Here is a 24,134-nt window from a genome sequence, read left to right on the forward strand (position 1 = left end):
GGCAATAAAGCTTGACTCTACAGTTAGCTAGAAGGTTTAGATTAAAAGCTCATTATGTAAGAAGAAAAAAATATCAATGGAAACGCGACGATTTCAAATTACAGGAATGAGTTGTGCGGCCTGTGGTCAGGCTGTTGAAAGGGTTTTGAATAAAACAGTTGGTGTCACTATTGCCCAAGTCAATTTTGCGGCAGAGCAGGCAAGGGTTGAGTTTGATGAAACGGCCATAAATTTAGATGGATTACAGCGGGCGGTTTCGGATGCCGGTTATGAAGCAATTCCTTTAGTAGAAGGCGATCGCCAAGCACAGCAGCAACAGCGGGAACGAGAACAGAGACGAAAACTTCAGGACTTAACGCATAAGGTTTGGATTGCAGTGGGTTTAAGTGCGGTTTTGGTCATTGGTAGTCTGCCGATGATGCTTGGTATGCCAATTCCGTTTATTGCCCATTGGTGGCACAATCCCTGGCTGCAATGGGTGTTAACAACACCGATTATGTTTTGGGCAGGGCAGGACTTTTTTGTTGGGGCATGGCAGAGTTTGCAGAAAGGCCGCTCTGATATGAATACGCTTGTGGCACTGGGCACGGGGGTGGCCTATGTTTATTCGGCGATCGCTACGGTTTTCACCTCGCAATTACAAGGCTGGCAAATGCCGACGGATGTCTACTTTGAAAGTGCAGCGGTGATTATTGCCTTGATTTTGTTGGGGCGACTATTAGAGCAAAAGGCACGCATAAAAACAGCGGCAGCAATTAAAGAACTGATGGGGTTACAGGTAAAAACAGCAAGACTTTTGCGAGATGGGGAAACCAAAGATATTTCGATTGAACACGTGATGGTTGGCGATCGCCTGTTAATTCGTCCTGGTGAAAAAATCCCTGTGGATGGAGAAGTGATTGAAGGGCATTCAACGGTAGATGAGGCGATGGTGACCGGAGAATCTATACCTGTTGAAAAAAATATTGGCGAGCGGGTGATCGGGGCGACCATCAATAAAACGGGGCGATTAGTAATTCAGGCGACCCATGTGGGGAAAGATACTGTGCTCGCGCAAATTATTCAGCTCGTAGAAGAAGCTCAAGGCAGTAAAGCACCAATTCAAAAATTAGCAGATCAGGTAATCGGTTGGTTTGTGCCGACTGTATTGGCGATCGCCCTGCTGACGTTTATGGTTTGGGTGCTGTTGGGAAATTTATCTCTCGCCATTGTGACCTGTGTAAGCGTCCTAATTATTGCCTGTCCCTGTGCGCTGGGGTTAGCGACACCCACTTCAATCATGGTCGGCACTGGAGTGGGTGCCAAGCGAGGTGTCCTAATCAAAGATGCCCAAAGCCTCGAAGTCGCCGCCGCATTAGACATTATTGTGCTCGATAAAACCGGAACATTAACTCAAGGTAAACCCAGCATTACCGATTGCCAAAGCTTAATTGGACAAAAACGTCTATGGTCACTGGTGGCTAGCCTAGAACAATCTTCGGAACACCCCCTAGCTGAACCTTTATTCGCCTATGCTCAGCGCCAAAATTATCCATTTTTACCCATCGATAATTTTCAAGCCATTACAGGAAAAGGGGTGCAGGCAACGATTGAAAATTCCACGATTCATATCGGTACAGCGAAATGGTTTACTGAATTGACGATCGCCTTACCGCAAAAATTTCGGAGCCAACAGGCAGTCTGGCAACGACAGGGGAAAACGGTGATTTGGGTGTCTGAAAATCAAGAGGTTGTTGGTGTTATTGGCCTCGCCGATCAACTTAAATCCAGTAGTAAAAAAGCTGTTAAACGCCTAAAAAATCAAGGCTTAAAGGTGGTGCTCTTAACCGGAGATTCTCGACGCACTGCCGAGGCGATCGCCGCCCAAGTCAATATCGAAAAAGTCTATGCTGAAGTACGCCCCAGCGAAAAAGCTGCTGTCATTAAATCCTTGCAAGACCAGCATCATCACCCAAAAGTTGCGATGGTCGGTGATGGTATTAATGATGCCCCAGCCCTTGCCCAGGCTGATGTAGGGATTTCCATTGGCACGGGTACCGATGTGGCGATCGCCGCGAGTGATTTGACTTTAATTTCAGGGGATTTAGAGGGGATTTTAACTGCGATTAAACTCAGTCGTGCGACCCTTGCTAATATTCGTCAAAATTTATTTTTCGCCTTCTTTTACAACACTGCGAGCATCCCGATTGCTGCTGGTGTGCTGAGTAGTTTTGGCATTCTATTAAATCCAATTATTGCTGGAGGAGCGATGGCAATGAGCTCAGTTTCTGTCGTGACCAATGCCCTAAGATTGCAAAATATTGAACGAAAACTTTAGCCTATTTTTTTCAGTGCTTAGATTTTACGAAGCCGTTGCATAACCTCGAAGCTAATCAGGGCAAAGACAGCCAGCGTAAAGGGTAAAAAATAATAGAGACAGCGAAAAACGATAAGTACAGCCAAAATATCTTCTCTTGTTTGATTTGGCTCTAGAAAAAAGACCATCACCGTCTCGAATACTCCTAATCCACCGGGAATCGTACTCATCAATCCTGCCACCATTGCAATCACATATACTCTAAAAAATGTTGGGAATAGCAGCGGATGCCCCAACAAAAAAGATAAGGTGAGCGCCGCAAATCCCCAATCAAAGGCAAAGACACCAACTTGCTGGATAGTAAGTTGCCAAGTCGGAAATTCTAGAGAGAATTTTCGCCATCGTATTGGCTTCTGGATTCGCCCCACAACTCCAAGATATAACGCACTCATAACCAATAAAATAACGCCGAACTGAGTTGGGGTGAGCAGCATAAATGATGTGGCGATCGTCTCGGGTAGCTCAAAATTTGTAGCGACAAAAACAAGGCCAGTCATTGGAATGAGACCAACCCACAGACTTAAATTTGTAAAAGCAATAATTTTGGCAATATCGACATTCGAAACCCACCATTGACGGTATAGGCGATATCGCAAAACACTACCTGACAAAAATGCAAACCCAACATTCGGACTAATCGAATAGGTAATTAAACCCGCAAATAAGATTTTCCGAAGAGCGAGTTTCTTTTGAAGATAGCGAAAAGCAAGGACGTCATAACAGGCGATCGCCCCGTAACTACACGCCACAAAAATCAGCGCGAATCCTAATTGCCGCAGGGAAATCTGATTTAAATTTGCCCAGACTAAAGGCCAATCGGTCTCCTGTAAACCACGATAAACAGTGGCGATTGCCCCAACACAAACCAGTAAACTTAGACCAGACAAAATACGCCGAAAAATTGGCGATCGCCCCGGTGCTAAATCTGAGTCAGTTTCCCGTGGCATATGATTTCGAGCCCATGGAAAAAATCTGTGGCGATCGCCAAACTACGATTAATTGATTTTCTCGACGTTACCTGCCTTTACCCAAGCCTCTTGACCACCTTGAGTACGGACTTTTTGCCAGACCTTATCATCACTTTCACCGATGACTAAAAGCTCTTCGTTGTAATCAACACCGCCAATACGTGACGCATTTACATTCGGCTCATCCCGCAAACTTAAGCCACTAGACCAAGTTACCCGAGCATTGAAAGCTCCTTCAGGAACATCATCCTCTTCTTCAGCTTCAGCTTCCTCTACTGCTTCCGTTTCTTCCTCAGCTTCTGCCGCTGCGGTCTCCTCTACAGGTGCTTCAGTTTCAGCAGGTGTTTCCTCCACTGGAGCCTCGATGGTTTCAGAGAAAACCGGTTTTGGTGGCGCAGAAGCCATGCGATTAAAGATGTAATATGCTGCGCCGACACTGCCCGCGACTAGCAATAAAACACCCAAAATAAACCCAAAAATGAATTGAAAAAATCCAGAAATACTCATCGTCAGTACACTCCAATGCGATCGCCGCTAGAAAAAATTATTTAAAAAAGTTTTATTAGAAATTATCTAGGCATTATAAAGGAGGATTTAGCGAACCTACGAAGACAAGAAACTTTGGCGGGATGCAAGGCGCGCTTTTCCGGAGGCAACCCAGTTCTGCAAAAATTCGATTTGCTCCTTCGCCGTCCGAGCAAGAGGAATAATTTGGCTCGCTGCCTCAAGCACATCATCCGTTGTAAAATCACGCTCCTGACTGAATCCGAGGTGCATGGCTTCGATTAATGTTTGCTCAATTTCCGCGCCCGAGAAATCAGGTGTTTCATAAGCCAATCGCTTAATATCGTAGCTTTTTAGATTGTGGGGGCGTAGCCGCGTTAGATGGACATTAAAAATAGCTTCTCGTTCTGTTTGATTGGGTAATCCCACAAAAAAGATTTCATCAAAACGTCCTTTCCGCAGCATTTCTGGCGGGAGTTGATGAATTTGGTTCGCTGTCGCCACTACAAATACTGGACTTTGTTTTTCCGCAAGCCAAGTAATAAACGTCCCAAAAACGCGGCTGGTTGTACCGCCATCTCCTTTGCTATCCGTCCCAGCGAAGGCTTTATCAATTTCGTCGATCCAGAGAATACAGGGAGATAACGCTTCTGCCAGCTCAATCATTTGCCGAGTTCGAGATTCCGATTCACCGACCAATCCCGCAAATAACCGCCCCACATCGAGACGTAATAACGGTAAATGCCAATGGTGGGCGATCGCCTTAGCCGTGAGAGACTTTCCCGTACCTTGAATCCCGACAAGCATCAAACCACGGGGATAAGGCAGACCATATTCACGTGCTTTCGGACTAAATGCACCACCCCGTCGCAATAACCATTCCTTGAGATTATCGAGACCACCAATATCCGTAATCTCTTCCTTTGCTGGATAAAAATCTAAAATTTGTGTTTGCTGAATCGATTGACGTTTTTCCGCCAAAATCAATTCGACATCTTCTGTCGTAATCTCTGTTCCCCCTGCCAAAATTTGTGTCAAAACCCGCCGAATCCGCTCTAGCGATAAACCTTGCGCTGCTCTGACCAATTCATCGATTAATGTGACGCTTAAATTCTGACCAATCGATTGCAATAGTCGTATAATTTCCGCGCGAATTTCAGTGGCCTCAGGCAAAGGAAATCTAACAATTGTTAGCGTCTCCCGCAGATCTGCCGGAATATTGATATCAGGGGCAATAATGGCAATATTTTTGGGTTCTGATTTAAGGCGACGGGCTAAATTCCGCAATTTACGGGCAATGGAAATATCTTCTAAAAATCGCTGAAAATCCCGCAGGATAAAAACCCCACCAACATTACTGGGTAGTTTCTCGATAAATTCCAGAGCTTGCAACGGATTGCGCTGACCGACTCCCATACAATTCGGATTGTCCTGATAACCATCCACAAAATCCCATGTGTACACCGTGCGATTCGGGAAAGTTTTGACGCATTCGGCGATCGCCATTTCAACCCGTTCTTCCTCTAAGGTCGGCACATAGAGTAATGGATAGCAAGCTCTCAGGAGCAGTACGAATTCTTCACGAAAGGTCATGGGCATTAGGCGATCGCGGGATTTGCTAGAGGGATTAAATAAGAAATAATTAGGATGAAAGCTGTTGTTTCAGATCAGCCAGCTTTGCCCAACGCGCATCAACTTGTGGCGTTGCGTCATTCTCTGTCGTATCAGCCCCAGCACAATTTTCTGGGTCACAAACTTTACGCAATGGCATTTCCAAACAAAATTGCTCATAGAGCCAAGTTTCTGGATTGAAATAGCCATGGGGATCAACTGATTCTTCTAAGTCATCAAGACTCACTTCTCGTTCACTGGGGATCACTTCCATCTCATTGGGACTATGCAACCAAATCAACTCAACGGTTTCAACTTGCAGGCGAGTATTGTAATTCTGTAAACAACGGTCGCATGCCAAAGTCACAATGGCAGTTGCTTGGGCAGATATTTCTAAATAGTTTTGGCGGTGAGCAACGGTCACAGAACCGCGCACAGGTGTAAGGGTCTCTAAATCAGCAAGATTTTCGTCTACCGTTAAAACTTCTTGCTGTTGGGGGGCTTTTAATAAACGAGGAATAAATATGGGTTCCATCGCGTGAAACTCCTTGATTTAGAGCATTACAGACCCTATCCTACCGTAAATCCCCATAGAAAAAAGCGGGACATTGCCCGCTTCTAAAAATTCAAAACCTAAATTTAAATCCGGAGAATCGTCACTACGGGCGTAAACTCACGACTAAATTACGATTAGGTTCTTGACCACGACTTTCGGTATCTAGATTGCCAAATTCTTTAAAGAAGGTGTGCATTTGGCGGCGTTCAGCAGAAGACAAGTTCTCAATGGCTTCTTCCTCTCCTGTATCTTGTACTCTCGCAGCAACTTCGTTGGCGATCGCCTCTAGTTCAGACAAACGCTTTTGACGATAATTGCCGATATCCACAGTAAAGGGATGTTGTTCCTCTCTGGGAATACCGTGGTTCAGCGTAATATTCGTGAGATATTGCAGCGCATCAATCGTTGTGCCGCGCTCACCGATGACACGCATGATCTGCGCTTCAGACAAATCTTCGTGATTAATCTTTAGCCAGAAGCCGTCGCCCCCTTCCGCCTCAGGTAAGACTTCAGGTGTTACAGAAGCAGGTAGAGCAATCAGTTGGAGCAGTTCCTCTAACCATTGCTGACCTTGTTGGATTTTGGTTTCACTCATGTCCTAAATTATCCTGAAGTCTTTTCTTTACGTTTCGAGCCTTTCTTACGCTCAAAGGGTAATGTCTCACGACCTTTCTTTGCCTTTTCTTCCTCATCTACCATTTTTTGTAAATTTTCAGGAAGCGGCTCTTTCGTCAAAATAAACGTCTGTACCGTTTGAAAAGCATTGGCGATCGTCATGTACATCAAGACACCAGCAGGAAGAGGGAAGAATAAAAACATTCCCGAGAAAATAAGAGGTGTAACTTTATTCACAGCTTGCTGAGCTTGAGCTTTTTCGTCACCACCAGTCGCTTTTTGCTGAGTACCACCAGAAATCGTCTGGTTGATATACAAACTAATACCGAAGAAGAGAACCATTCCCAAAATATCCCAGTGGATACCATCTTCACCATTAACGCCAATGCGGCCCAAAGCTTCAACAAAAAGAAAACCGCTGTCTGCCGCAATACCAGGAATTGTCACCTGCACCGTTGCATCACCAGTTTCTAAAGCGACCAAGCTGCCATCATCATTAATCTTGAGGCGTTCTTGACCTTTAGTAACCTCAAAGATGGGCTTGAGGTTATTGTCTGGGTATTCAGCTGCGATGTTACTGTAAGCTTTGCCTTCTTTGCTCTGCAATGCAAACTGGAACTCTTCACCAACACCCACTTTATTACCTGTCGGCAAAGATAAAGTGATGGGGTAATGGACACCGCTATCAAAATAGACATTTTGAGTTTTGACAGTGGTGGGCTGAATCTCCACCTGCTCCATTTTCTCGCCAGGCAGGATTTGAATATTTGCAGTGTAGTTAATATTCGCAAAAGGTGTACCACGCAATGTTGCGAACAACGCAAACAAAATTGGCATTTGGAGCACAATTGGCAAACAACCAGCTAATGGATTGCCAAATTCTTTGTAGACCTGCGACATCGCTTCCTGCTGCTTCGCTGGTTCATTTTTGAAACGTTCTTGGATCTCCTTAACGCGTTTCTGCATGAGCGGCTGCGTAATCTTGGTGCGTCTCATGCTCCGAATTGATTTAGCACTAAGGGGATAAACCGCAAAGCGAATGACGAGGGTGAGCGCGATGATTGCAAAGCCATAACTTGGCACAATTCCGTAGAAAAAATCTAGGATTGGCAACATCACATTATTTGATAAAAATCCGATCCCAAAATCCATGCTTCTGATTATTTGTCTAACTGTGAGTTGATAATGCCAGTTTAAGTGTTTTAGTTGCTGTTTTTAAATGGCGTATTAAAAAAATAATGGGGAATTACCGTCGTTTAATTCGTAATTCCCCTACAAGTTATTTGTAATGAATGAGTTTTCACTCAACTTTAAATGGCAGTGATTGCCTCAATAGGAACACCTGTACGAGCAGATGCTTTCTGGGCAATGTGATCATAAATGTCGCGGAAGTTTGGCATAGCGCGTAGTTCCAAACGGCTACCATCTTGGAGCGTAACAACAAGATCGCCGTAGAGACCAAGACCCCGAGGGATCTTCACAACTTTACGGACTTCGCTGTAAATAATATCTGTGCGATCACGGCCATTCCAACCACCTGTCACAGAGATACGGCGGGAAGTAATGCGATACCGCAACCAAAGTGCACGTACAACAGCTCCAACGGTCAACGGGAGAAAAATCACGGTGAATCCCATCAAAATACTGATGATCAGATCACCAATATGGGGGCCACCTTCATAGATAACGTCTTCTTTAATGCCCATCAAGCACCTCAGCTTTGATCAGTAACTGTTCTAATTCTCGCAAAAAATCTTCATGTTCGCATTCTGCGGAGCCCGAACGCACAATGATGATCACTTGCCTATGATGCTTCATGCTGGGTAAAAACAGTCTACAGATATGGCGTAAGCGGCGTTTAATCTTGTTGCGAACAACGGCTTTTTTACTGACTTTTCGACTGATACTGATCCCAATGTTGGTTGGTTGATCAGCAGGAGTCGACCGATGAACAATTAAAACCAGATGCTTGCCATGAAATCGCTTGCCCTGCTTATAAACTGTCCTAAAATCTCGCCAATGTTTAAGCCGATGTGCTTTCGGAAGTCCCACAAAAACCCTGTGAAGGAGACGATTTTGTCCCCCCACTAAAATAAATGATTTTTATTTAGTGCGATTAGACGCTGAGACGATGACGACCTTTCTTACGACGGGCACGGATAACGTTTTTGCCAGTGTGGCTACGCATGCGAGCGCGAAAACCAGATGTTCTCTTTTGTTTGCGGACTGTACCGCCTAGAGTTCGCTTAGTCATAACTTACGATGTCCTCCTCGATTCCTTATGTTTTTTCTTGCGAGATTGCTGTCACTTCCTTGGGTACTTGTGCTTTCTACTCAATAAAAGCGACAGCTAACCATTATACCGATGATGTCAAGTTCGCCAAAGTTTTTCGTACTTTTTTCTGGTGAAGTCTTGATTGAACTCTTGGCGACAGGATGTAATCGCCCAGATTCATTGGCATTTTAAAATTCAACGTCGAGGAACCAAGCACCTAGTTTGCTTGGGAATGGGGCACCTTGGGTACGGGCAAAAGCGGTGACGACATACATACCACCGCTGGATGGGTTCTCCACTCTGTCGAGGATGATTTCTACTTCGCTTTCTTTCTTTAGGGGCTCAGCAAGGGTGATAAATAGTGAACGGCTACGGGGTTCGTCGGAGTCTACTTCTGCCTCGTCTTCGATTGCTTCTGCAGAATTGTCGCTAACAGCGTTGGCGATCGCCTCTTGCTCTGCGAGTTCAGCTTGATCAACAAAGACTAAATTGCCGCTCTCATCAATAACCAATTCGCCACCTGTATTACCTGGGGCAGGAGCAGAAGCGGAAGCATTTTCAATATTGGCAACGGTTTCGCTAGAACTTTGGGTGTTACTTAAAACTGGAGAAGCGACGGGATCCCACGCAGTATCTTCTGCGATGAGTTCTACTTCTTTGCCATTGACGCGAACACGGATCTTCTCGTCGTTAATCTCGCCATCAAATTCCTTAGGGAAACTCAGCTCAAAGGTACGGAAATTGTCGGAGATTTTACTCTTTTTGATGTCGAGATAATAACGGTCATTGCGTCCAGCGCCTGTATTCCACTCAACAGCACATTTCAGGATATCGCCTTGGCGGACGGTACCTCCCCAGTTGATCGTAAATGAGCCGCAGGGCTGTCGAGCTTCAACGGCTTGGGGAATAATCGCCAATGTAGAGCCAAGTAATGTGGTGGCGATCGCCAAACGAGAGAGTGTGGAGCGGAAGAATTGCATATTAAGGACGACCTTCAGAATCTGTTACTGATTGTGACTAAAGTTTGCATTTTCAGCAACTCCCTTGACGAAATCCCGACAAAGAAGTGCCCACGCAACAGAGATTTACAAAAACTGATAAGACACATTACAGACAGTCCCCTTCTCCAAAAAGATAGTTCTACACTGCGAACAGGCGGGAAATTTACGGTGCTTTGTGATTGAAAATCCGTGATTCAGCATCGGTTTTCTGTCGACTGTCACTGAGCTTCTCCACATTATTTTTTCAGTGTTTCAGCTATCGTTTCACTATAGGAGTTTCTATGAAAATTGCTGTTGCTAGGGAAAGTGTCCTTGGGGAACACCGAGTAGCACTAACCCCGGATCAGGTTTCTCGTCTCATTAAAAAGGGCTGGGAAATCGTTGTTGAGTCTGGGGCGGGTAATAATTCCCTCAGTACTGATGATGCATATCAACAAGCAGGGGCAGCTATCGAAGGCGATCGCCAAACGCTTTGGCAGTCGGGCGACATTCTCGTTAAAGTAGCGCCTCCAACAGCGGAAGAGATTGATCTCATGCCTGAGGGATCGATGTTTGCAAGTTTGTTAAATCCTTTGGGCCAACCGGAAGTTATCCAACAATTAGCCAATAAAAAGATTACAGCGTTGGGGATGGAATTGATCCCCCGTACCAGCCGTGCCCAAAGCATGGATGTTTTGTCGTCCCAAGCAGGGGTTGCTGGTTACAAAGCTGTATTAATGGCAGCGGCAGCACTCCCCAAATTTTTCCCAATGTTAACTACCGCGGCGGGCACAATTCGTCCAGCTAAGGTGTTTATTATTGGTGCAGGTGTTGCCGGTCTCCAGGCGATCGCCACAGCCCGTCGTTTGGGCGCTATTGTTGAAGCCTTTGATATTCGCCCTGCAGTCAAGGAAGAAGTGCAAAGTTTGGGCGCAAAATTCGTTGAAGTTGAATTAAACGAAGAAACAGCCACCGCTGGTGGTTATGCCAAGGAAGTTTCTGAAGACTCCAAGAAAAAGAGTCAGGAACTGATTGCTAAGCATGTGGCCACAGCAGATGTTGTCATTACCACTGCTCAAGTACCCGGTAGACGCGCCCCTGTCCTCGTGACTGATGCGATGATCGCTGAGATGAATCCTGGTTCAATCCTCGTGGATCTTGCGGGAGAACAAGGTGGTAACTGTGAAGGTTGTGTCGCTGGTCGAGAGACGCAAGTTCATGGCGCGACAATTATTGCACCAATTAATTTACCGTCGACAGTGTCTGTTCATGCCAGCCAAATGTTCTCTAAGAATATGTCCACGCTGTTGCAACTTTTGATCCCCGAAAACGAAATTAATCTCGATTTTGAAGATGACATTATCGATTCGGTTTGTGTCACCCATGCCGGGGAAGTACGCAATGAACGCGTTAAAGGGGCGATCGCCCAAACAGCGGTGACAGCTTAGCCCTTTTCCTAAATCTTAAAAATTTATTCACTAACAACAGGAGTTATTACTGTTCATGACAACAGCAACGCTACTCAGTAGCCTGTTCGTATTTGTGCTGGCTTCCTTTGTGGGATTTGAAATCATTAATAAAGTCCCACCAACTCTCCACACTCCCCTCATGTCCGGTGCGAATGCCATTTCTGGTATTGCCGTTGTGGGTGCTCTGCTTGTCTCTGGCGACAACAGCAATCTCAACCTCACCGTCATCCTCGGTCTCATCGCCGTGGTCTGCGCCACAATCAACGTCGTTGGTGGCTTTCTCGTGACTGACCGGATGCTGCAAATGTTTAAGAAAAAGGAGGCCTAAACAATGGATAGCGTTTTAGGAAATGGTATCGAGCTCAGTTATCTCGTTGCCGCATCTCTGTTTATTCTCGGTCTAAAAAAATTAGGTTCCCCTGCGACTGCCCGGCGCGGTAATCAGTTAGCCGCAGTGGGAATGCTTCTCGCTGTTGTCGCTACGTTACTCGACCAGCAGGTGCTCAATTACGGCATGATCGCTGGTGGTATTGTCATCGGCTCCATCATTGGTTTGATCACCGCGAAGAAGGTTGAAATGACCGATATGCCCCAACTGGTGGGTTTGTTTAATGGTCTGGGTGGTGCTGCTTCTGCATTGGTGGCGATCGCCGAATTCTGGCGGCTATTGACTATTGGTGAAACTATCACCATCACCACAACCGTCACCATTATCTTGGGCGTGTTAATTGGTGGTGTGACCTTAACTGGTAGCTTTATTGCCTTTGCCAAATTGCAAGGCATTATGCCCGGTCGTCCCGTTATTTTCCCAGCCCAACAACTGATTAACTTCGGGATTTTAGGCGGTTTCCTCACAGGAAGTGTTTATCTCTTCCTTAACCCAGACCCCAATATTTTCCTCGTCCTTGTTGGGATTTCCCTTTTCCTCGGCGTACTCTTCGTTATCCCTATCGGTGGTGGCGATATGCCCGTGGTTATTTCCTTGCTCAACTCCTATTCTGGTTTGGCAGCAAGTGCCGCTGGTTTCGTGGTTGGGAACAACATGCTCATCATCGCAGGTGCATTGGTTGGTGCGTCAGGTATTATCCTCACCCAGATTATGTGTAAGGCGATGAACCGCTCCATTACCAATGTCCTCTTTGCCGGATTTGGTAGTGACAGTGGCACGGCCGTAGCAGGTGGTGCAGGCGCAGATATCGACGGCACAGTAAAGAGCGTTGATGCTGAAGAAAGTGCGATGATGCTCGGTTATGCTCGCAACGTTGTCATCATCCCTGGTTACGGTATGGCGGTAGCCCAGGCACAGCACTCCGTTAAAGAATTAGCTGACATGCTCGAAAAAAATGGCGTTGATGTGAAATATGCCATTCACCCTGTAGCGGGACGGATGCCTGGTCATATGAACGTGCTTCTAGCTGAGGCAAACGTACCTTACAACCAGCTCTATGACATGGATGATATCAATACCCAATTTGATAACACCGATGTCGCATTGGTAATCGGTGCCAATGATGTAGTTAATCCCGCAGCACGCCACGACAAAGGCAGTCCAATCTACGGAATGCCTATTCTAGAAGTGGATAAAGCAAAGACCACAATTGTGATTAAGCGCAGTATGAATACTGGTTTCTCTGGTGTTCAGAATGAGTTGTTCTTTAAAGACAAAACCATGATGCTTTTTGGCAGTGCAAAAGACATGGTCGAAAAGATTGCCTCTGAGGTGAAAGAACTTTAAGTCTCATCTGAAATTGAATTGTTTAAAGGCGTACTCTATGTACGTCTTTTTTGTGAGAGGAAATAATAAATAAGCCGATTATTTGCCGCTTACAGTGGGAAACGAACGAGAGGGACTGGGCATTAGGTATTCGAGAAGGTAAACATATGCACCGAGGAATGCGGCAAAAATACCAGTGAGTTGTAAAACAGCGATAAGTTGTACAGACATTGTTTTTGCTCCGGAAAAAAGAAAGAGTTGTCGAGAGGGTTCTCAAACTTTGTTTATTGAACCCATCTAAACTTTAGATCCACCATCGATGAATCTATATCCGCAAAATAATGTAGAAAAATCCGTCTTTTTCAATTAAAAAATGTTGGCTACGTAAAGGATCGATAAAGCATAAACTGGCTTGTAATCCTCAAAAGCATTTCCTAAACAGGTATAGAGGCATATTTCCTATCTGATTTTCAAATAAAGGTTTCATAAATCAGCTACAAGAGTTCATGCTTCTTGTTAAGTGCTTACAAAAGTAAAAGATCGCGATAGTCGCTAATTTTTTTAGTCTGAGAAAATCTGGTTTTGAGAATGAAAATAGTTATTAATATCTTCGGCTAATCAAGGCTGAATGCCTCTCACTGAAGCAATTTGGTCTGGTTTTGCTTCGCGAAGGTAGTCGAGGAAATGGAAAGGAGCTAAGAGCAATTTTTTTACGATGATGTTCTAAGTCTGGAATGTCATCGAGTGGCGATCGCCGAATAGACTTCATGAGCTGTTTGTGGTGGAGATCCGCTCTGAATACATCAAAGAAATGAAATCCTGGATTGATCTTTGTCGCTTTAAGTCATCCCTAAATTATCAAGTAAGCTCATGTTCTTTAAGTTCAGAGAATAAATGGTGCAGTAAAAGTTCTTTCGGTTATCCTTGAAGTCCAATAAACTCAACAGATCAACTCACTGATTGTGCATGTCTCATGGCTATAAAAAACATCAAGATTCCATCGTTGTTACTCAGCTTTGCTGCAATTATTGCGCTCACTGGGTGTGGTGAAGCTGAGCAGACTTCAGAGACGATACAGACTGATTCATCGACCGAACAGACCGAAACAATAGAGCCATCAGCGGCTAACTACAGCGTCAATATCGACGAAAAGGGTAGGGCATTGCGAGGCAATGATCCAGTGGCTTACTTTACGAATAATGAACCTGTTGTTGGCAATCAAGAATTTAGCTTTCGATGGAATGATGCCGAATATTATTTTGCGACAGCCGAAAATCGGGATGAATTCATCAGCGACCCAGAGAAATACGCTCCTGCAAATGGTGGATATTGTACTTTTGGGGTAGTGCTGGCCAAAAAATTTGATGGTGACCCAGAAGTTTGGTCTGTCCACAATGATCGCCTTCACGTTTTCCTCAACCAAGAAGTTAAAGAAAAATTTTTACAGGATGAGTCCGGAAATCTAAGTAGGGTTGCTGAAATTTGGCCTACTATTCGAGATAAGTCTCCAGAAGAGCTCGAAGCCTCTTAATCAAACGGGTCTAATTTAAGGGTTAGCCTATCAAAATTCCCTTGTCTCAAGAGTGTTCGGGAGATGAGGGATTACTGGTTTGTCTCTATCTCAACAATTGGCGATCGCCCTCTGGATTATTTTTTGAATTAGTTAAGGACACAATCCTAAGGCAGTATCAAATCTCTACGTTGCTCTATGAATCGGCGTCGACCAGGATTTTTTAATCAGTTTTCGCAATTAGCTGTGGTCGCTCTAGTGGTCACTCTGATGTTAGCCATTCTCGATTTTCGCGATCGTTCAGAAGTCAATCGTATCCTGATAGAGCAACAGACACTTTTACTCTTAAAAAAGCAACTTACCCAAGCTAATCAGGACTTACTAAGAGCAAGACTCAATGAATCGCAATTAATTAATACACAAAAATCCATTTTCTTTAAAGGATTTGAAGCAAAGTTAGAGCAGGTTGAAGCCCAAACGAAAAACCTAACTGAAGAGTCTAGCGATAAAGAAATCCGTGAACCTCTAACCACCACGCTTGTACATCTTGAGAATTATCAGAACTCAGTTTCCAATACTCGCAACCTGCAACGGGAGATGGGCTTAGATGATGTTGATGGTATTTTGACTCAGCTAAAAACCTCTAACCAGACCATCGAAAAATATTTGGATCTAGCCGAAAAAAAAGACTTGATTTTTGAATTTGCTCACATGCAAATCCAGGAAAAAGACTTTAGCAGTACCCTCGATATGCGGCTAGCAAATCAACTAAATGATCAAATCGAGGAAATGGACTTAGCGATTCAAACTTCGACTCTCTCCACAGATTTGAAGGGAATGTTGCTAAACGAAATTGCTATCTACGAAAAACTGGTTTCTGCATTTATTAACAACACCATTGAACTAGAACTATCCATCGCAGAAAGTACCCTCCACTATGACCGGATTGCCCCGGAAATGGCTCTTAGTCAGAACAAAATCGATCAGATTTTAGAAGAAACCTCTGAAAAATTGCGATCGCAGCGCCGCAGCTCCACAATTCAAACCATCGCTATTTTTAGTAGTGCCTTTATTGTTTTGATATGGCTTGTCATTCTGCAATTGCAAGGTGCGAGAAAACTCGCTAAACGTCTACAGCAATTGGCTCAAGGGATGCAAGAAGTGGCAGCAGGAAACTTTGAAGAAATTGGTGAATTGCCCCAAGGCAATGACGAAGTGGGGACATTAGCGGAGACCTTTTTAGCAATGGCCACGAAGATTCGTAGCCAAATAACAGTTATTCAAAAGGCTCAAGAAAAAGCAGAAATCGCGAATCAGGCTAAATCAAGTTTCCTCGCTAATATGAGCCATGAGCTGCGTACCCCGCTAAATGCCATCTTGGGGTTCACTCAAGTTATGCAGCATCACGATAGCCTGACGACAGAGCAAAATAATCACCTCAACATTATTAATCAGAGTGGCGAACATCTTCTCGCACTTATTAATGATGTTTTAGATATGTCCAAGATTGAGGCAGGGAAATCCACGCTCAATAAAGATAGTTTTAATCTCCCGAAGCTACTAGAAACTTTAGAAGCGATGCTGAAGTTTAAGGCTGAGTCTAAAGGGTTAGATCTCGTAATTGACTGCGCTCCCGATGTACCTCGGTGGATTCGGACAGATCAGCAAAAACTGCGCCAAGTCTTAATTAACCTACTTGGTAATGCCCTGAAATTTACTCAGGATGGGCAAGTTCAATTACAGGTCACTCAAACTAATGCATCTGAAGAAAATCCAGAAAGCAGATTAGAGGCGACATCAGCTTTAAGTCAGGTATTAACCTTTGAGGTTATAGATTCTGGCCCAGGTATTACTCCCGAAGAATTACAACATCTATTTGATTCGTTTAGCCAAGGTGAACATGGCAAGCAGCAAGGTGGTACTGGTCTAGGGATGGCCATTAGTCAGAGCTTTGTTCAGCTGATGGGAGGAAAAATTCGGGTTGAAAGTCAGTTGGGACAAGGGACTCGATTTAGTTTTGAACTGCCTGTAGAAATAGCTTCTTCGGTCAATCCAAGCTTGGTAAAATCACGGGCGATCGCCAAACTAGCTGAGAACCAACCGGATTATCGAATTTTGGTTGTGGAGAATAATCAAACTAGTCAGTTACTAATGGTGCAACTTTTGACTGGGGTTGGATTTTCTGTAAAGACAGCAAGTGATGGACAGGAAGCTCTTGAACGCTGCCAGGAATGGTATCCGCACCTCATTTGGATGGATTTCAATATGCCGGTTATGGATGGTTATGAGGCGACTCGACAAATTAAACAGTGGGCTGAAACTCAAAGAGCATCCCATTGGGTTTTACCCTTGCAGTCTCAAGCCATCAATAAAAAGACGAACATTATGGCGGAAGTTGTTGGCAAGTCGTCTTTAGTTCTCCACGCAAAAGAAGAAAAAAATATTGACTCTGTTGTCTCCCAAGATTTTCCTGTGGTGATTGCGCTAACGGGCAAGATCTTTGAGATTGATCGCCAGCAGATGTTTTCAGCGGGATGTTGCGACTTTGTTTGTAAACCCATTCAACGGCAGCTAATTCTGGAGAAAATGGCTGATCATTTGGGAGTTTGTTATCAATATCAAGAAATGGAGGTTCACTCTACACTTCAGGGGCGATCGCCCGTTTCAGACATAGACATCACAACTCATGGGAATGCTGCTGAACTTAGCGTTGAAATGTTGCAGACAATCTCTGTGGAATGGGTTAAACAGCTTCACGATGAAGCTTGCCTCGCTGAGCAGGAAAACATCATTGATTTAGTCAACGATATTATGGATTCCAATCCCTCTTTAGCCTTAGCGATTCGGCATCTAGTAGATCAATTTGATTACGGGAAAATCATCATTTGTACAGAGCAGGTGTTAAAGCATGAATGACGCTTTCCCACAGCATATAACAGGTCATATTCTGATCGTTGATGATGTCCCTGAAAATGTTCAGTTACTTTCTCGTACCCTCTCTGAGAAAGGTCATAAAGTTAGGGGAGTTCTGTCAGGAGAGATGGCCCTTAGAGCCTCGAATTCTCTACCAGATTTGATCCTTTTGGACGTCATGATGCCCGATATGAATGGCTATGATGTTTGCCGCCAATTAAAAAAATCCCCTCATACTTGCAATATTCCCGTGATCTTTTTGAGTGCTTTGGATGCTTCAGCTCATAAAGTGCGAGCTTTTGATGTTGGTGGAGTTGATTATATTACTAAGCCCTTTCAGCTCAAGGAAGTTCATGCCCGAGTCAGTCACCAATTAAAGCTACAGCACTTGCAAAAGCAATTGATCGCTCAAGCGGAAGCTCTGAGCGAAAAAAATAAGCATTTGCAACAGGAAATCCATGAGCGTAAACAGATAGAAGAGGCGCTGCGAGAGTCAGAGATAGAAGAGAGGCAGAAAAAGCAGGAGTTGAGTCAAACTTTGGATCAACTGCAAAAAGCTCAATCTCAACTCATTCACCAAGAAAAGATGTCGGGATTAGGACAGCTTGTGGCTGGGGTCGCCCATGAAATTAATAACCCAGTCACATTTATCTATGGCAATCTAGAATGTGCTGAAACTTATGCCCAAGATCTCCTTAAAGCATTACAGATTTACCAAAAGATAGAGTCTCAGTTACCTAAGAATCTGAAGGCTGAGATAGATGATTTAGGTCTGGATTTTATTAGAGAAGACTTTCCTAAATTGTTGGAATCAATGAATGTCGGTGCTGAGCGTATTCGTGAGATTGTGAATTCCTTACGGGTTTTTTCTCGTCATAGTGAGGGTGAAATTAAGCCCGCTGATATCCATGAAGGACTCGACAGTACGTTGATGATTCTCCAAAGTCGGCTTCGTCCCCAGTCTAGTTATGGGGCTGTAACAGTAGAAAAAAATTATGGAGATTTACCGAAAATCGAGTGCTATTCGGGTCAGCTCAACCAGGTCTTTATGAATATTTTGACCAATGCGATTGATGCATTAGAACCCCTGAGAATAAAAGGAGAAACGGAGACTTTTTATTCTCATCGGACGCCCACTATTCAAATTCAGACAAAGTCCCTACCTGATAATGTCATTGGTATTTATATTTCTGATAATGGCCCTGGTGTTCCTAAAGAAGTTAAGACACGATTGTTTGATCCATTTTTTACGACCAAGGATATTGGTAAGGGCACAGGGCTAGGACTTTCTATTAGCTACAAAATTGTTGTGGAGCGTCATGGGGGAGATCTACGCTGTATTTCGGTGTCAGGTCAAGGAGCAATGTTTGCGATCGAAATTCCAGTGGTGCAACCGAAGAAATCATCCTAAATGTTTTGCAGGCGATCGCCAGAAATAGTTTTCAAACTTATTACATATGACGCAGCAAGCAATTAATTTTTTGGGTGAAAGTAGTTATAAATATCTTCGGCTAAGCGAGGACCAATTCCTTTCACCTCTGCGATTTGCTCGGGTTTGGCTTCGCGGAGATAGTCGAGGGAATGGAAATGGGCTAAAAGTTGTTTTTTTCGATGATGGCCGAGTCTAGGGATGTCATCAAGTTGCGATCGCCGACTAGATTTCATGCGTTGTTGGCGATGGAAACTTACGGCAAAACGGTGGGATTCATCACGGACGCGTCGTAATAACTGGATACCGGGCTGGTCTTTTTCGCTAGAAATGGGTTCAGATTCGTAGGGGAAATAAACCTGTTCTTGTTTCTTCGCGAGACTGACAATGTTGAGTTTGTCGACAAGGTCGAGGTCTTCCATTACCTTCATCACCGCCGACAATTGGCCTTTACCACCATCGATCATGATTAGGTCGGGAGCATCTTTTGTCAGACCTTTGCGGAAACGACGACGCATAATCTCCGCCATACTCGCAAAGTCATCTGAACGGCCAATATGAATATCTGGGTTCTTAATTTTGTAGTGGCGATAATCCTGTTTTGCAGGCACACCATCAATAAACACAACCTGCGAGGCAACGGCATTTGAACCCTGGATATGGGAAATGTCATAGCCTTCAATTCGCTTCGGCAATTCGGGCAAATCGAGCAATGTCGCCAAGTCTTCCATCGCTTTCAGGTTTCTATCGGCAGCGCGTTGGGTACGATTCAGTTCATGTTGGGCGTTGCGTTCCACCATTGCAATTAGGTCTGCTTTTAGTTGTCGCTGCGGTTGGATAATTTGTACTTTCGCGTTGCGGCGATCGCCTAAAAATCCTGCGAGCCATTCCTGATCGCGGAGAGGATATTGCACCAAAATCTCGGACGGAATTTCGACTCCATCGACATTCGCATAATGGTTCTCCAGGACATGTTGCAAAATTTTGCCGTACTCAACATCGCGGTCTTCCCCAAGGTTTTCGGGTAACTCAGTAAAAAATCCCAACCGTCCAACTAATCGCCCAGCACGCACTTGAAACAACTGGATTGCGCAATGGTGGTCATCCGCTGCCAGGGCGATCACATCGCGGGACACTCGGTCATCCGGCAAACTTACTTTTTGGTCGGCATTGAGAGCACTAACCGCCTTAATCTGATCCCGCAGTTGCGCGGCTTTTTCAAATCGCTCATTTTCAGCAGCCTGCATCATCTGCTCAGTCAGCGCTTCGACGAGTTCATTACTGCGCCCTTGAAAAACCATCGCCACTTTTTGCACGGTTTGACGATATTCATCTGGCGACACAACTTTCTGACAAACCCCCGGACAGCGACCAATATCGTAATTCAAGCAGGTGCGGTTTTTAAATAGAGGCTTCCGTCGTTGTCGCAATGGGAAAATTCGCTTCATCAAGCCCAAGGTATATCGCAGCAACCTACTGTCTACATAGGGGCCATAATATCGATCGCCTTTACGACCGAGAGAGCGCTTACGAGTGACAAAAAAGCGTGGATAATCCTCCGACCATGTAATGCAGACATAGGGATATTTCTTGTCGTCCTTCAGCAGAACGTTGTAATAGGGCTGATGGCGCTTAATGAGGTTTGCTTCGAGGGCAAGGGCTTCAGCTTCGGTATCGGTGACAATAAACTCGATTTCGGCGACCTGCTGCACCATCATTTCGATGCGAGGGCTATGCATCCGCGATTCCCGAAAATAAGACCGCACCCGATTTCGTAGAGTTTTCGATTTGCCGATATACAAAATATCGCCCTGACGACTGTGCATAAAATACACACCCGGTTCCGCTGGGATTTCCTTGAGGCGCTGCTGCAACCTTTCAGGGTCTTTCATTAATGGGCTTTGGAGGAGGGTCGTCATATCCCAATGGCAACAATGGTCAGACAAATATTATAGAAAACCCTGCCTTTATTGGTTTTACGATATGCCTTGATCGGTGGGTTGGAAGATCCCCGACTTCTTTTACTGCGTGGAAATAGAGCTGAAAATCTAGCCGCAGAAGTCGGGGATCTAGGTCACAAAATTGATCGCCTAACGGCGAGAATGCTCAAGACATTTATTTGCATCATAAACCACCAAAATACACGAAAGCTACTTTTGTACTACAAAAAGCTGTGCGTCGGAGAAGGGCAAGAGGGCAAAAGTGAAAGAGGGCAAGAATGCCTCAGGGCACACACACAACACGGAAACCGACACTGTAGTTGCGAACGCCGGGGGTATTGTAGTTGCGGTACGCAGAACGGCAATTGCGCGGATTACTGATCCAAGAGCCGCCGCGAATAACTTTTTTAGCACCAGAATTTACAAAAGGTTTTTGGTTTCTTGATATTTTGTAGCTGTCTTCCCAGCTATCCTCACACCATTCCCAGATATTTCCATACATGTCGTACAGTCCAAATTGATTTGGCTTTTTCTGACCCACGGGATGGATTCTACAATTATTTCCTGTAATTCGTCCTCCATAATTTGCTGAATCTATGCGCCAAATTTCTGCACTATCAAGTCTTTTATCACCGCTATTGTCCGCGAACCAAGCATAATCACCCAATTGCTCTGCATTATCTCCAAAGTAATACCGCCGAGTCGTTCCGGCACGACAAGCATATTCCCACTCTGCCTCACTTGGTAATCGATATTGTTTGCCCGTTTTCTGATTTAACTTCTCTAGAAACTTTTGGCAGTCATCCCATGACACCTGTTCCACGGGATAATCATCACCCTTTTTGAAATGTGACGGATTATCATCTCCCATTACTGCTTGCCATTGCCCCTGCGTTACTTGAAACTTGCCAAGATAAAACGCTTCCGTGATTTCAACTCGATGCAAAGGCTTTTCACAGTTGTACCAGTCATCACCTGATTCTTTAATTAATCTCGCCACTTCTTCATCGGTATTCCCCATCAAGAAGTTTCCTTTTGGTATAAGAATCATCTCCAGCTTCACCCCATTCCCTAGTTCTTCCACCAGCGATTTCGGCAAAGTTTTAGCTGCTTTTTCCTCAGATTTCAGGACAACAGCCTCCGGTTTCGGCGAAGCAAATTCTGGAGCTTTTACCTGCTGACTGCCCACATATCTGAGCTGCTCTAGTGCCTGCTGCCTATCTTTCGGATCGTTCGCGTGAATGACAACCTGTTCCCACAACTTTTCTGCTTGTTGCCACTGCTGTTGCTGAGTCGCGACCATCGCATCCCACATCAGACTTTTGATATCAGTGTTGTGCGATGAACCAGGAATATTTGTCACCACCCGTTGCGGCACCGGCAATAACATCTGAGTCGCCTTTTCTATCGGCTCTGCGATCACATAGGGACATTGCTGTGACTTCAGTTTTTCTGCCACCAAATTTGGCACCGTTTCCCGCAAATATTTGCTGAGCTGTTGGGCATTACAACGACTGGGATGATATTCACCTTCCAGCGCCTGCAATAAACCATAGGTAAAAGCTCCCTGTTTTAGATCCTTTAGCTCATAGGATTTCTGACCCGGCTCACAGGAAAATAGCGTAATAATTCCTGCTTGCTTTACCAGCTCTAAAGTTTGGTGGCTACCCTTGCCATAATTTGGAATAACATTCCGACAAGCATCCAAAATCAGAACGAGATTTCCCGCACCACAACGCCTTAAAGCTCGAACGACTTCCTCGATGGCGATCGCCGAACGCTCTAAAGTTTGAGAAGAACCATATGTGGGTAAAAGATAATCCCTGCCCTCTTGCCGACCGCCATGACCACTAAAGAAAAACCAAAAACTATCCTCTTTTCCTAAACGCACCGTATTCGAAATTCGCTTGATGCCGATCAGCAAGTTCGTCAACTCTGGCTGATAATCTTTTTCCCCGTCCGCGTAGAGAATCACTTCCTCAAAGCCATTCCGCTGAAGATAGGACTGCATCGCTTTCGCATCATTCCCTGCAAACTCCAGCGAGCGTTCATATTGATAATGATTTACGCCGATGGTGATGGCGACATTGCGAGGCATAGCAAACAAAAAATCGAGTTGGTTTCAAAAATTCAAAATCGGGCGGTTCGTGAACCGCCCCTACAAATTGTGGCATCAATCAGGCTTGCCAAACTTGAGGGTAATCGCCCCTTCCACACCCGCTTGGGTTCCACCAATCCCTAACAGACTAACCTCTCCCGCCGCATTAATCGACACAGACAGCTCCACCTCTTGCAACTCCATACCCGCAACATCTCCCGCTGACTGCTTCACTCGACTGAGAAGCTTACCGACATTTTTCAGGAGGTTTGTCATCTGCGCTTCCATAGCCTCTATGGGTACTTCCACACGACCAATACTTTTCTCCTGTCCTGTCGATGGGTCAGAATTTCCGGCGATCGCCTCCCCCAACAAACCTTTACTCAGAGCTGCTGCATTTTTGTCTTCGGGCAGATAGGTAATCAAAGAAATTGTGTCGTCGCTCATGGGATTCTGGAGAAAGTGTGGATTATCCCTGAAGGATAGCGAGTTTATCTTCAATCGCGCTAACCGAGTTCGGCGATCGCCTGTCGTACTTGCCGAGAGAACTGATAGGCACGATGAAACATTTCCTGACCAGTGTATAGATAATCCTCACTGTAGTTGAGCGTAAACCATTCAAACTGTTCCAGACCATCACTGAGATGATTGAGACAATAATATAAATCTCGCGCGATCCGGGCGACATTAGCGGGATTAGGGAGTGATTGGAAAATCTTTTGAGCCTGTTCTACCGATTCTTTTGACTCTTCCAAATAATCCATAAAAACCTGCATCAACTCATCATCAAACGGATCAGCCGATAAATCTTCGATTTGCTCTTCAAGCGGATCAATAACGGCATTAATCGTGCGATTCAGAGGACGATAAATCTTCTTAAGCCACACCTCCAGATCCACTTCAGTCGAACGACGAGGCTTGACATTCACCCCTTGGGCAGAACGAATCCCTCGAAACATGACGGCATTGCGATCATGGTCATATTGCCGCCGATGCTGCTCATCCCCTAAAACTTCATAGGCTTGATTGATCTCGACAATACGTTCTTTCCCTTGTTGTGCAGTGGTTTCACAAACATCTGGGTGGAACTGCTTCGCGAGTTTGCGGTAAGCAATTTTGATTTCCTGCTGCGTTGCCCGTGGTGAAATATTTAGCGTTCTGTAGTGGTCTGGAATCGAGGGCATAATCTGAATTAG

General features: G+C 44.9%; 22 protein-coding genes. 7 read left to right on the forward strand and 15 right to left on the reverse strand.

What is annotated here, in order from left to right:
- Positions 1–76: 76 nt before the first annotated feature.
- Entirely contained in the window at positions 77–2,317 is a 2,241-nt protein-coding gene (locus LEPTO7376_RS15920; protein ID WP_015135176.1) for a cation-translocating P-type ATPase, read from the forward strand.
- A gap of 17 nt (positions 2,318–2,334) precedes the next feature.
- Here the strand turns inward: LEPTO7376_RS15920 and LEPTO7376_RS15925 are convergent, their stop codons facing one another.
- From LEPTO7376_RS15925 to LEPTO7376_RS15965, 10 genes are all read right to left on the reverse strand, one after another.
- The gene (locus LEPTO7376_RS15925; protein WP_015135177.1) at positions 2,335–3,303 is read right to left on the reverse strand and encodes a lysylphosphatidylglycerol synthase domain-containing protein; all 969 of its coding nucleotides are present in this window, start codon (positions 3,301–3,303) and stop codon (positions 2,335–2,337) included.
- Positions 3,304–3,351: 48 nt separating this feature from the next.
- On the reverse strand, positions 3,352–3,831 hold the full coding sequence (locus tag LEPTO7376_RS15930; protein WP_015135178.1) for an SH3 domain-containing protein: 480 nt from the start codon (positions 3,829–3,831) through the stop codon (positions 3,352–3,354).
- Between the two features lie 96 nt (positions 3,832–3,927).
- Complete coding sequence (locus LEPTO7376_RS15935) at positions 3,928–5,421, reverse strand: AAA family ATPase (RefSeq protein ID WP_041763778.1); 1,494 nt, start codon at positions 5,419–5,421, stop codon at positions 3,928–3,930.
- A gap of 49 nt (positions 5,422–5,470) precedes the next feature.
- On the reverse strand, positions 5,471–5,974 hold the full coding sequence (locus LEPTO7376_RS15940) for a DUF177 domain-containing protein (RefSeq protein WP_015135180.1): 504 nt from the start codon (positions 5,972–5,974) through the stop codon (positions 5,471–5,473).
- Positions 5,975–6,098: 124 nt separating this feature from the next.
- The gene (locus LEPTO7376_RS15945; protein WP_015135181.1) at positions 6,099–6,590 is read right to left on the reverse strand and encodes a R3H domain-containing nucleic acid-binding protein; all 492 of its coding nucleotides are present in this window, start codon (positions 6,588–6,590) and stop codon (positions 6,099–6,101) included.
- A gap of 8 nt (positions 6,591–6,598) precedes the next feature.
- Positions 6,599–7,762 carry a membrane protein insertase YidC gene (gene yidC / locus LEPTO7376_RS15950; protein WP_015135182.1) on the reverse strand — a complete coding sequence of 388 codons (1,164 nt, stop codon included), beginning with the start codon at positions 7,760–7,762 and terminating at the stop codon, positions 6,599–6,601.
- 158 nt (positions 7,763–7,920) lie between these two features.
- On the reverse strand, positions 7,921–8,316 hold the full coding sequence (locus tag LEPTO7376_RS15955) for a PH domain-containing protein (protein WP_015135183.1): 396 nt from the start codon (positions 8,314–8,316) through the stop codon (positions 7,921–7,923).
- A complete protein-coding gene (gene rnpA, locus LEPTO7376_RS15960; protein WP_015135184.1) occupies positions 8,306–8,662 on the reverse strand; it encodes a ribonuclease P protein component in 357 nt (118 codons plus the stop codon). Before rnpA ends, LEPTO7376_RS15955 begins: the two co-directional genes overlap by 11 nt.
- Before the next feature lie 64 nt (positions 8,663–8,726).
- Positions 8,727–8,864 (reverse strand): 50S ribosomal protein L34, encoded by a 138-nt coding sequence (gene rpmH / locus LEPTO7376_RS24935; protein ID WP_015135185.1) that lies wholly within the window; start codon positions 8,862–8,864, stop codon positions 8,727–8,729.
- A gap of 209 nt (positions 8,865–9,073) precedes the next feature.
- Positions 9,074–9,865: a DUF2808 domain-containing protein gene (locus LEPTO7376_RS15965; protein ID WP_015135186.1), complete on the reverse strand. Its 792-nt coding sequence runs from the start codon at positions 9,863–9,865 to the stop codon at positions 9,074–9,076.
- A gap of 302 nt (positions 9,866–10,167) precedes the next feature.
- Between LEPTO7376_RS15965 and LEPTO7376_RS15970 the strand changes: the two genes are divergently transcribed.
- From LEPTO7376_RS15970 to LEPTO7376_RS15980, 3 genes are read left to right on the forward strand one after another with little or no spacing between them, the layout of a single operon-like run.
- The gene (locus tag LEPTO7376_RS15970; protein ID WP_015135187.1) at positions 10,168–11,313 is read left to right on the forward strand and encodes a Re/Si-specific NAD(P)(+) transhydrogenase subunit alpha; all 1,146 of its coding nucleotides are present in this window, start codon (positions 10,168–10,170) and stop codon (positions 11,311–11,313) included.
- Positions 11,314–11,368: 55 nt separating this feature from the next.
- Complete coding sequence (locus tag LEPTO7376_RS15975; RefSeq protein WP_015135188.1) at positions 11,369–11,662, forward strand: NAD(P) transhydrogenase subunit alpha; 294 nt, start codon at positions 11,369–11,371, stop codon at positions 11,660–11,662.
- A gap of 3 nt (positions 11,663–11,665) precedes the next feature.
- Positions 11,666–13,069, forward strand: coding sequence for an NAD(P)(+) transhydrogenase (Re/Si-specific) subunit beta (locus tag LEPTO7376_RS15980; protein ID WP_015135189.1), 1,404 nt, complete (start codon positions 11,666–11,668; stop codon positions 13,067–13,069).
- Between the two features lie 78 nt (positions 13,070–13,147).
- Here LEPTO7376_RS15980 and LEPTO7376_RS28415 read toward each other — a convergent pair whose 3' ends face one another.
- Positions 13,148–13,279 (reverse strand): hypothetical protein, encoded by a 132-nt coding sequence (locus tag LEPTO7376_RS28415; RefSeq protein WP_015135190.1) that lies wholly within the window; start codon positions 13,277–13,279, stop codon positions 13,148–13,150.
- Between the two features lie 742 nt (positions 13,280–14,021).
- Between LEPTO7376_RS28415 and LEPTO7376_RS15985 the strand changes: the two genes are divergently transcribed.
- From LEPTO7376_RS15985 to LEPTO7376_RS15995, 3 genes are all read left to right on the forward strand, one after another.
- A complete protein-coding gene (locus tag LEPTO7376_RS15985; protein WP_015135191.1) occupies positions 14,022–14,579 on the forward strand; it encodes a YHS domain-containing (seleno)protein in 558 nt (185 codons plus the stop codon).
- 177 nt (positions 14,580–14,756) lie between these two features.
- Positions 14,757–17,474, forward strand: a complete 2,718-nt coding sequence (locus LEPTO7376_RS23745; RefSeq protein ID WP_015135192.1) for an ATP-binding protein — start codon at positions 14,757–14,759, stop codon at positions 17,472–17,474.
- On the forward strand, positions 17,467–18,882 hold the full coding sequence (locus tag LEPTO7376_RS15995) for a response regulator (protein ID WP_015135193.1): 1,416 nt from the start codon (positions 17,467–17,469) through the stop codon (positions 18,880–18,882). The genes LEPTO7376_RS23745 and LEPTO7376_RS15995 overlap by 8 nt, the downstream gene beginning before the upstream one ends.
- A 62-nt stretch (positions 18,883–18,944) precedes the next feature.
- On the opposite strand, the gene uvrC is transcribed toward LEPTO7376_RS15995, so the two are convergent.
- From uvrC to LEPTO7376_RS16015, 4 genes are all read right to left on the reverse strand, one after another.
- A complete protein-coding gene (uvrC, locus tag LEPTO7376_RS16000) occupies positions 18,945–20,819 on the reverse strand; it encodes an excinuclease ABC subunit UvrC (protein ID WP_015135194.1) in 1,875 nt (624 codons plus the stop codon).
- A 304-nt stretch (positions 20,820–21,123) separates the two neighbouring features.
- Positions 21,124–22,938 (reverse strand): SUMF1/EgtB/PvdO family nonheme iron enzyme, encoded by a 1,815-nt coding sequence (locus LEPTO7376_RS16005; RefSeq protein ID WP_015135195.1) that lies wholly within the window; start codon positions 22,936–22,938, stop codon positions 21,124–21,126.
- Between the two features lie 75 nt (positions 22,939–23,013).
- Positions 23,014–23,385, reverse strand: a complete 372-nt coding sequence (locus LEPTO7376_RS23750) for a hypothetical protein (protein WP_015135196.1) — start codon at positions 23,383–23,385, stop codon at positions 23,014–23,016.
- Between the two features lie 59 nt (positions 23,386–23,444).
- Positions 23,445–24,122 carry a J domain-containing protein gene (locus LEPTO7376_RS16015; RefSeq protein WP_015135197.1) on the reverse strand — a complete coding sequence of 226 codons (678 nt, stop codon included), beginning with the start codon at positions 24,120–24,122 and terminating at the stop codon, positions 23,445–23,447.
- Positions 24,123–24,134 lie beyond the last annotated feature (12 nt).

It is taken from the genome of [Leptolyngbya] sp. PCC 7376, from assembly GCF_000316605.1.
Classification (GTDB): Bacteria; Cyanobacteriota; Cyanobacteriia; order Cyanobacteriales; family MRBY01; genus MRBY01.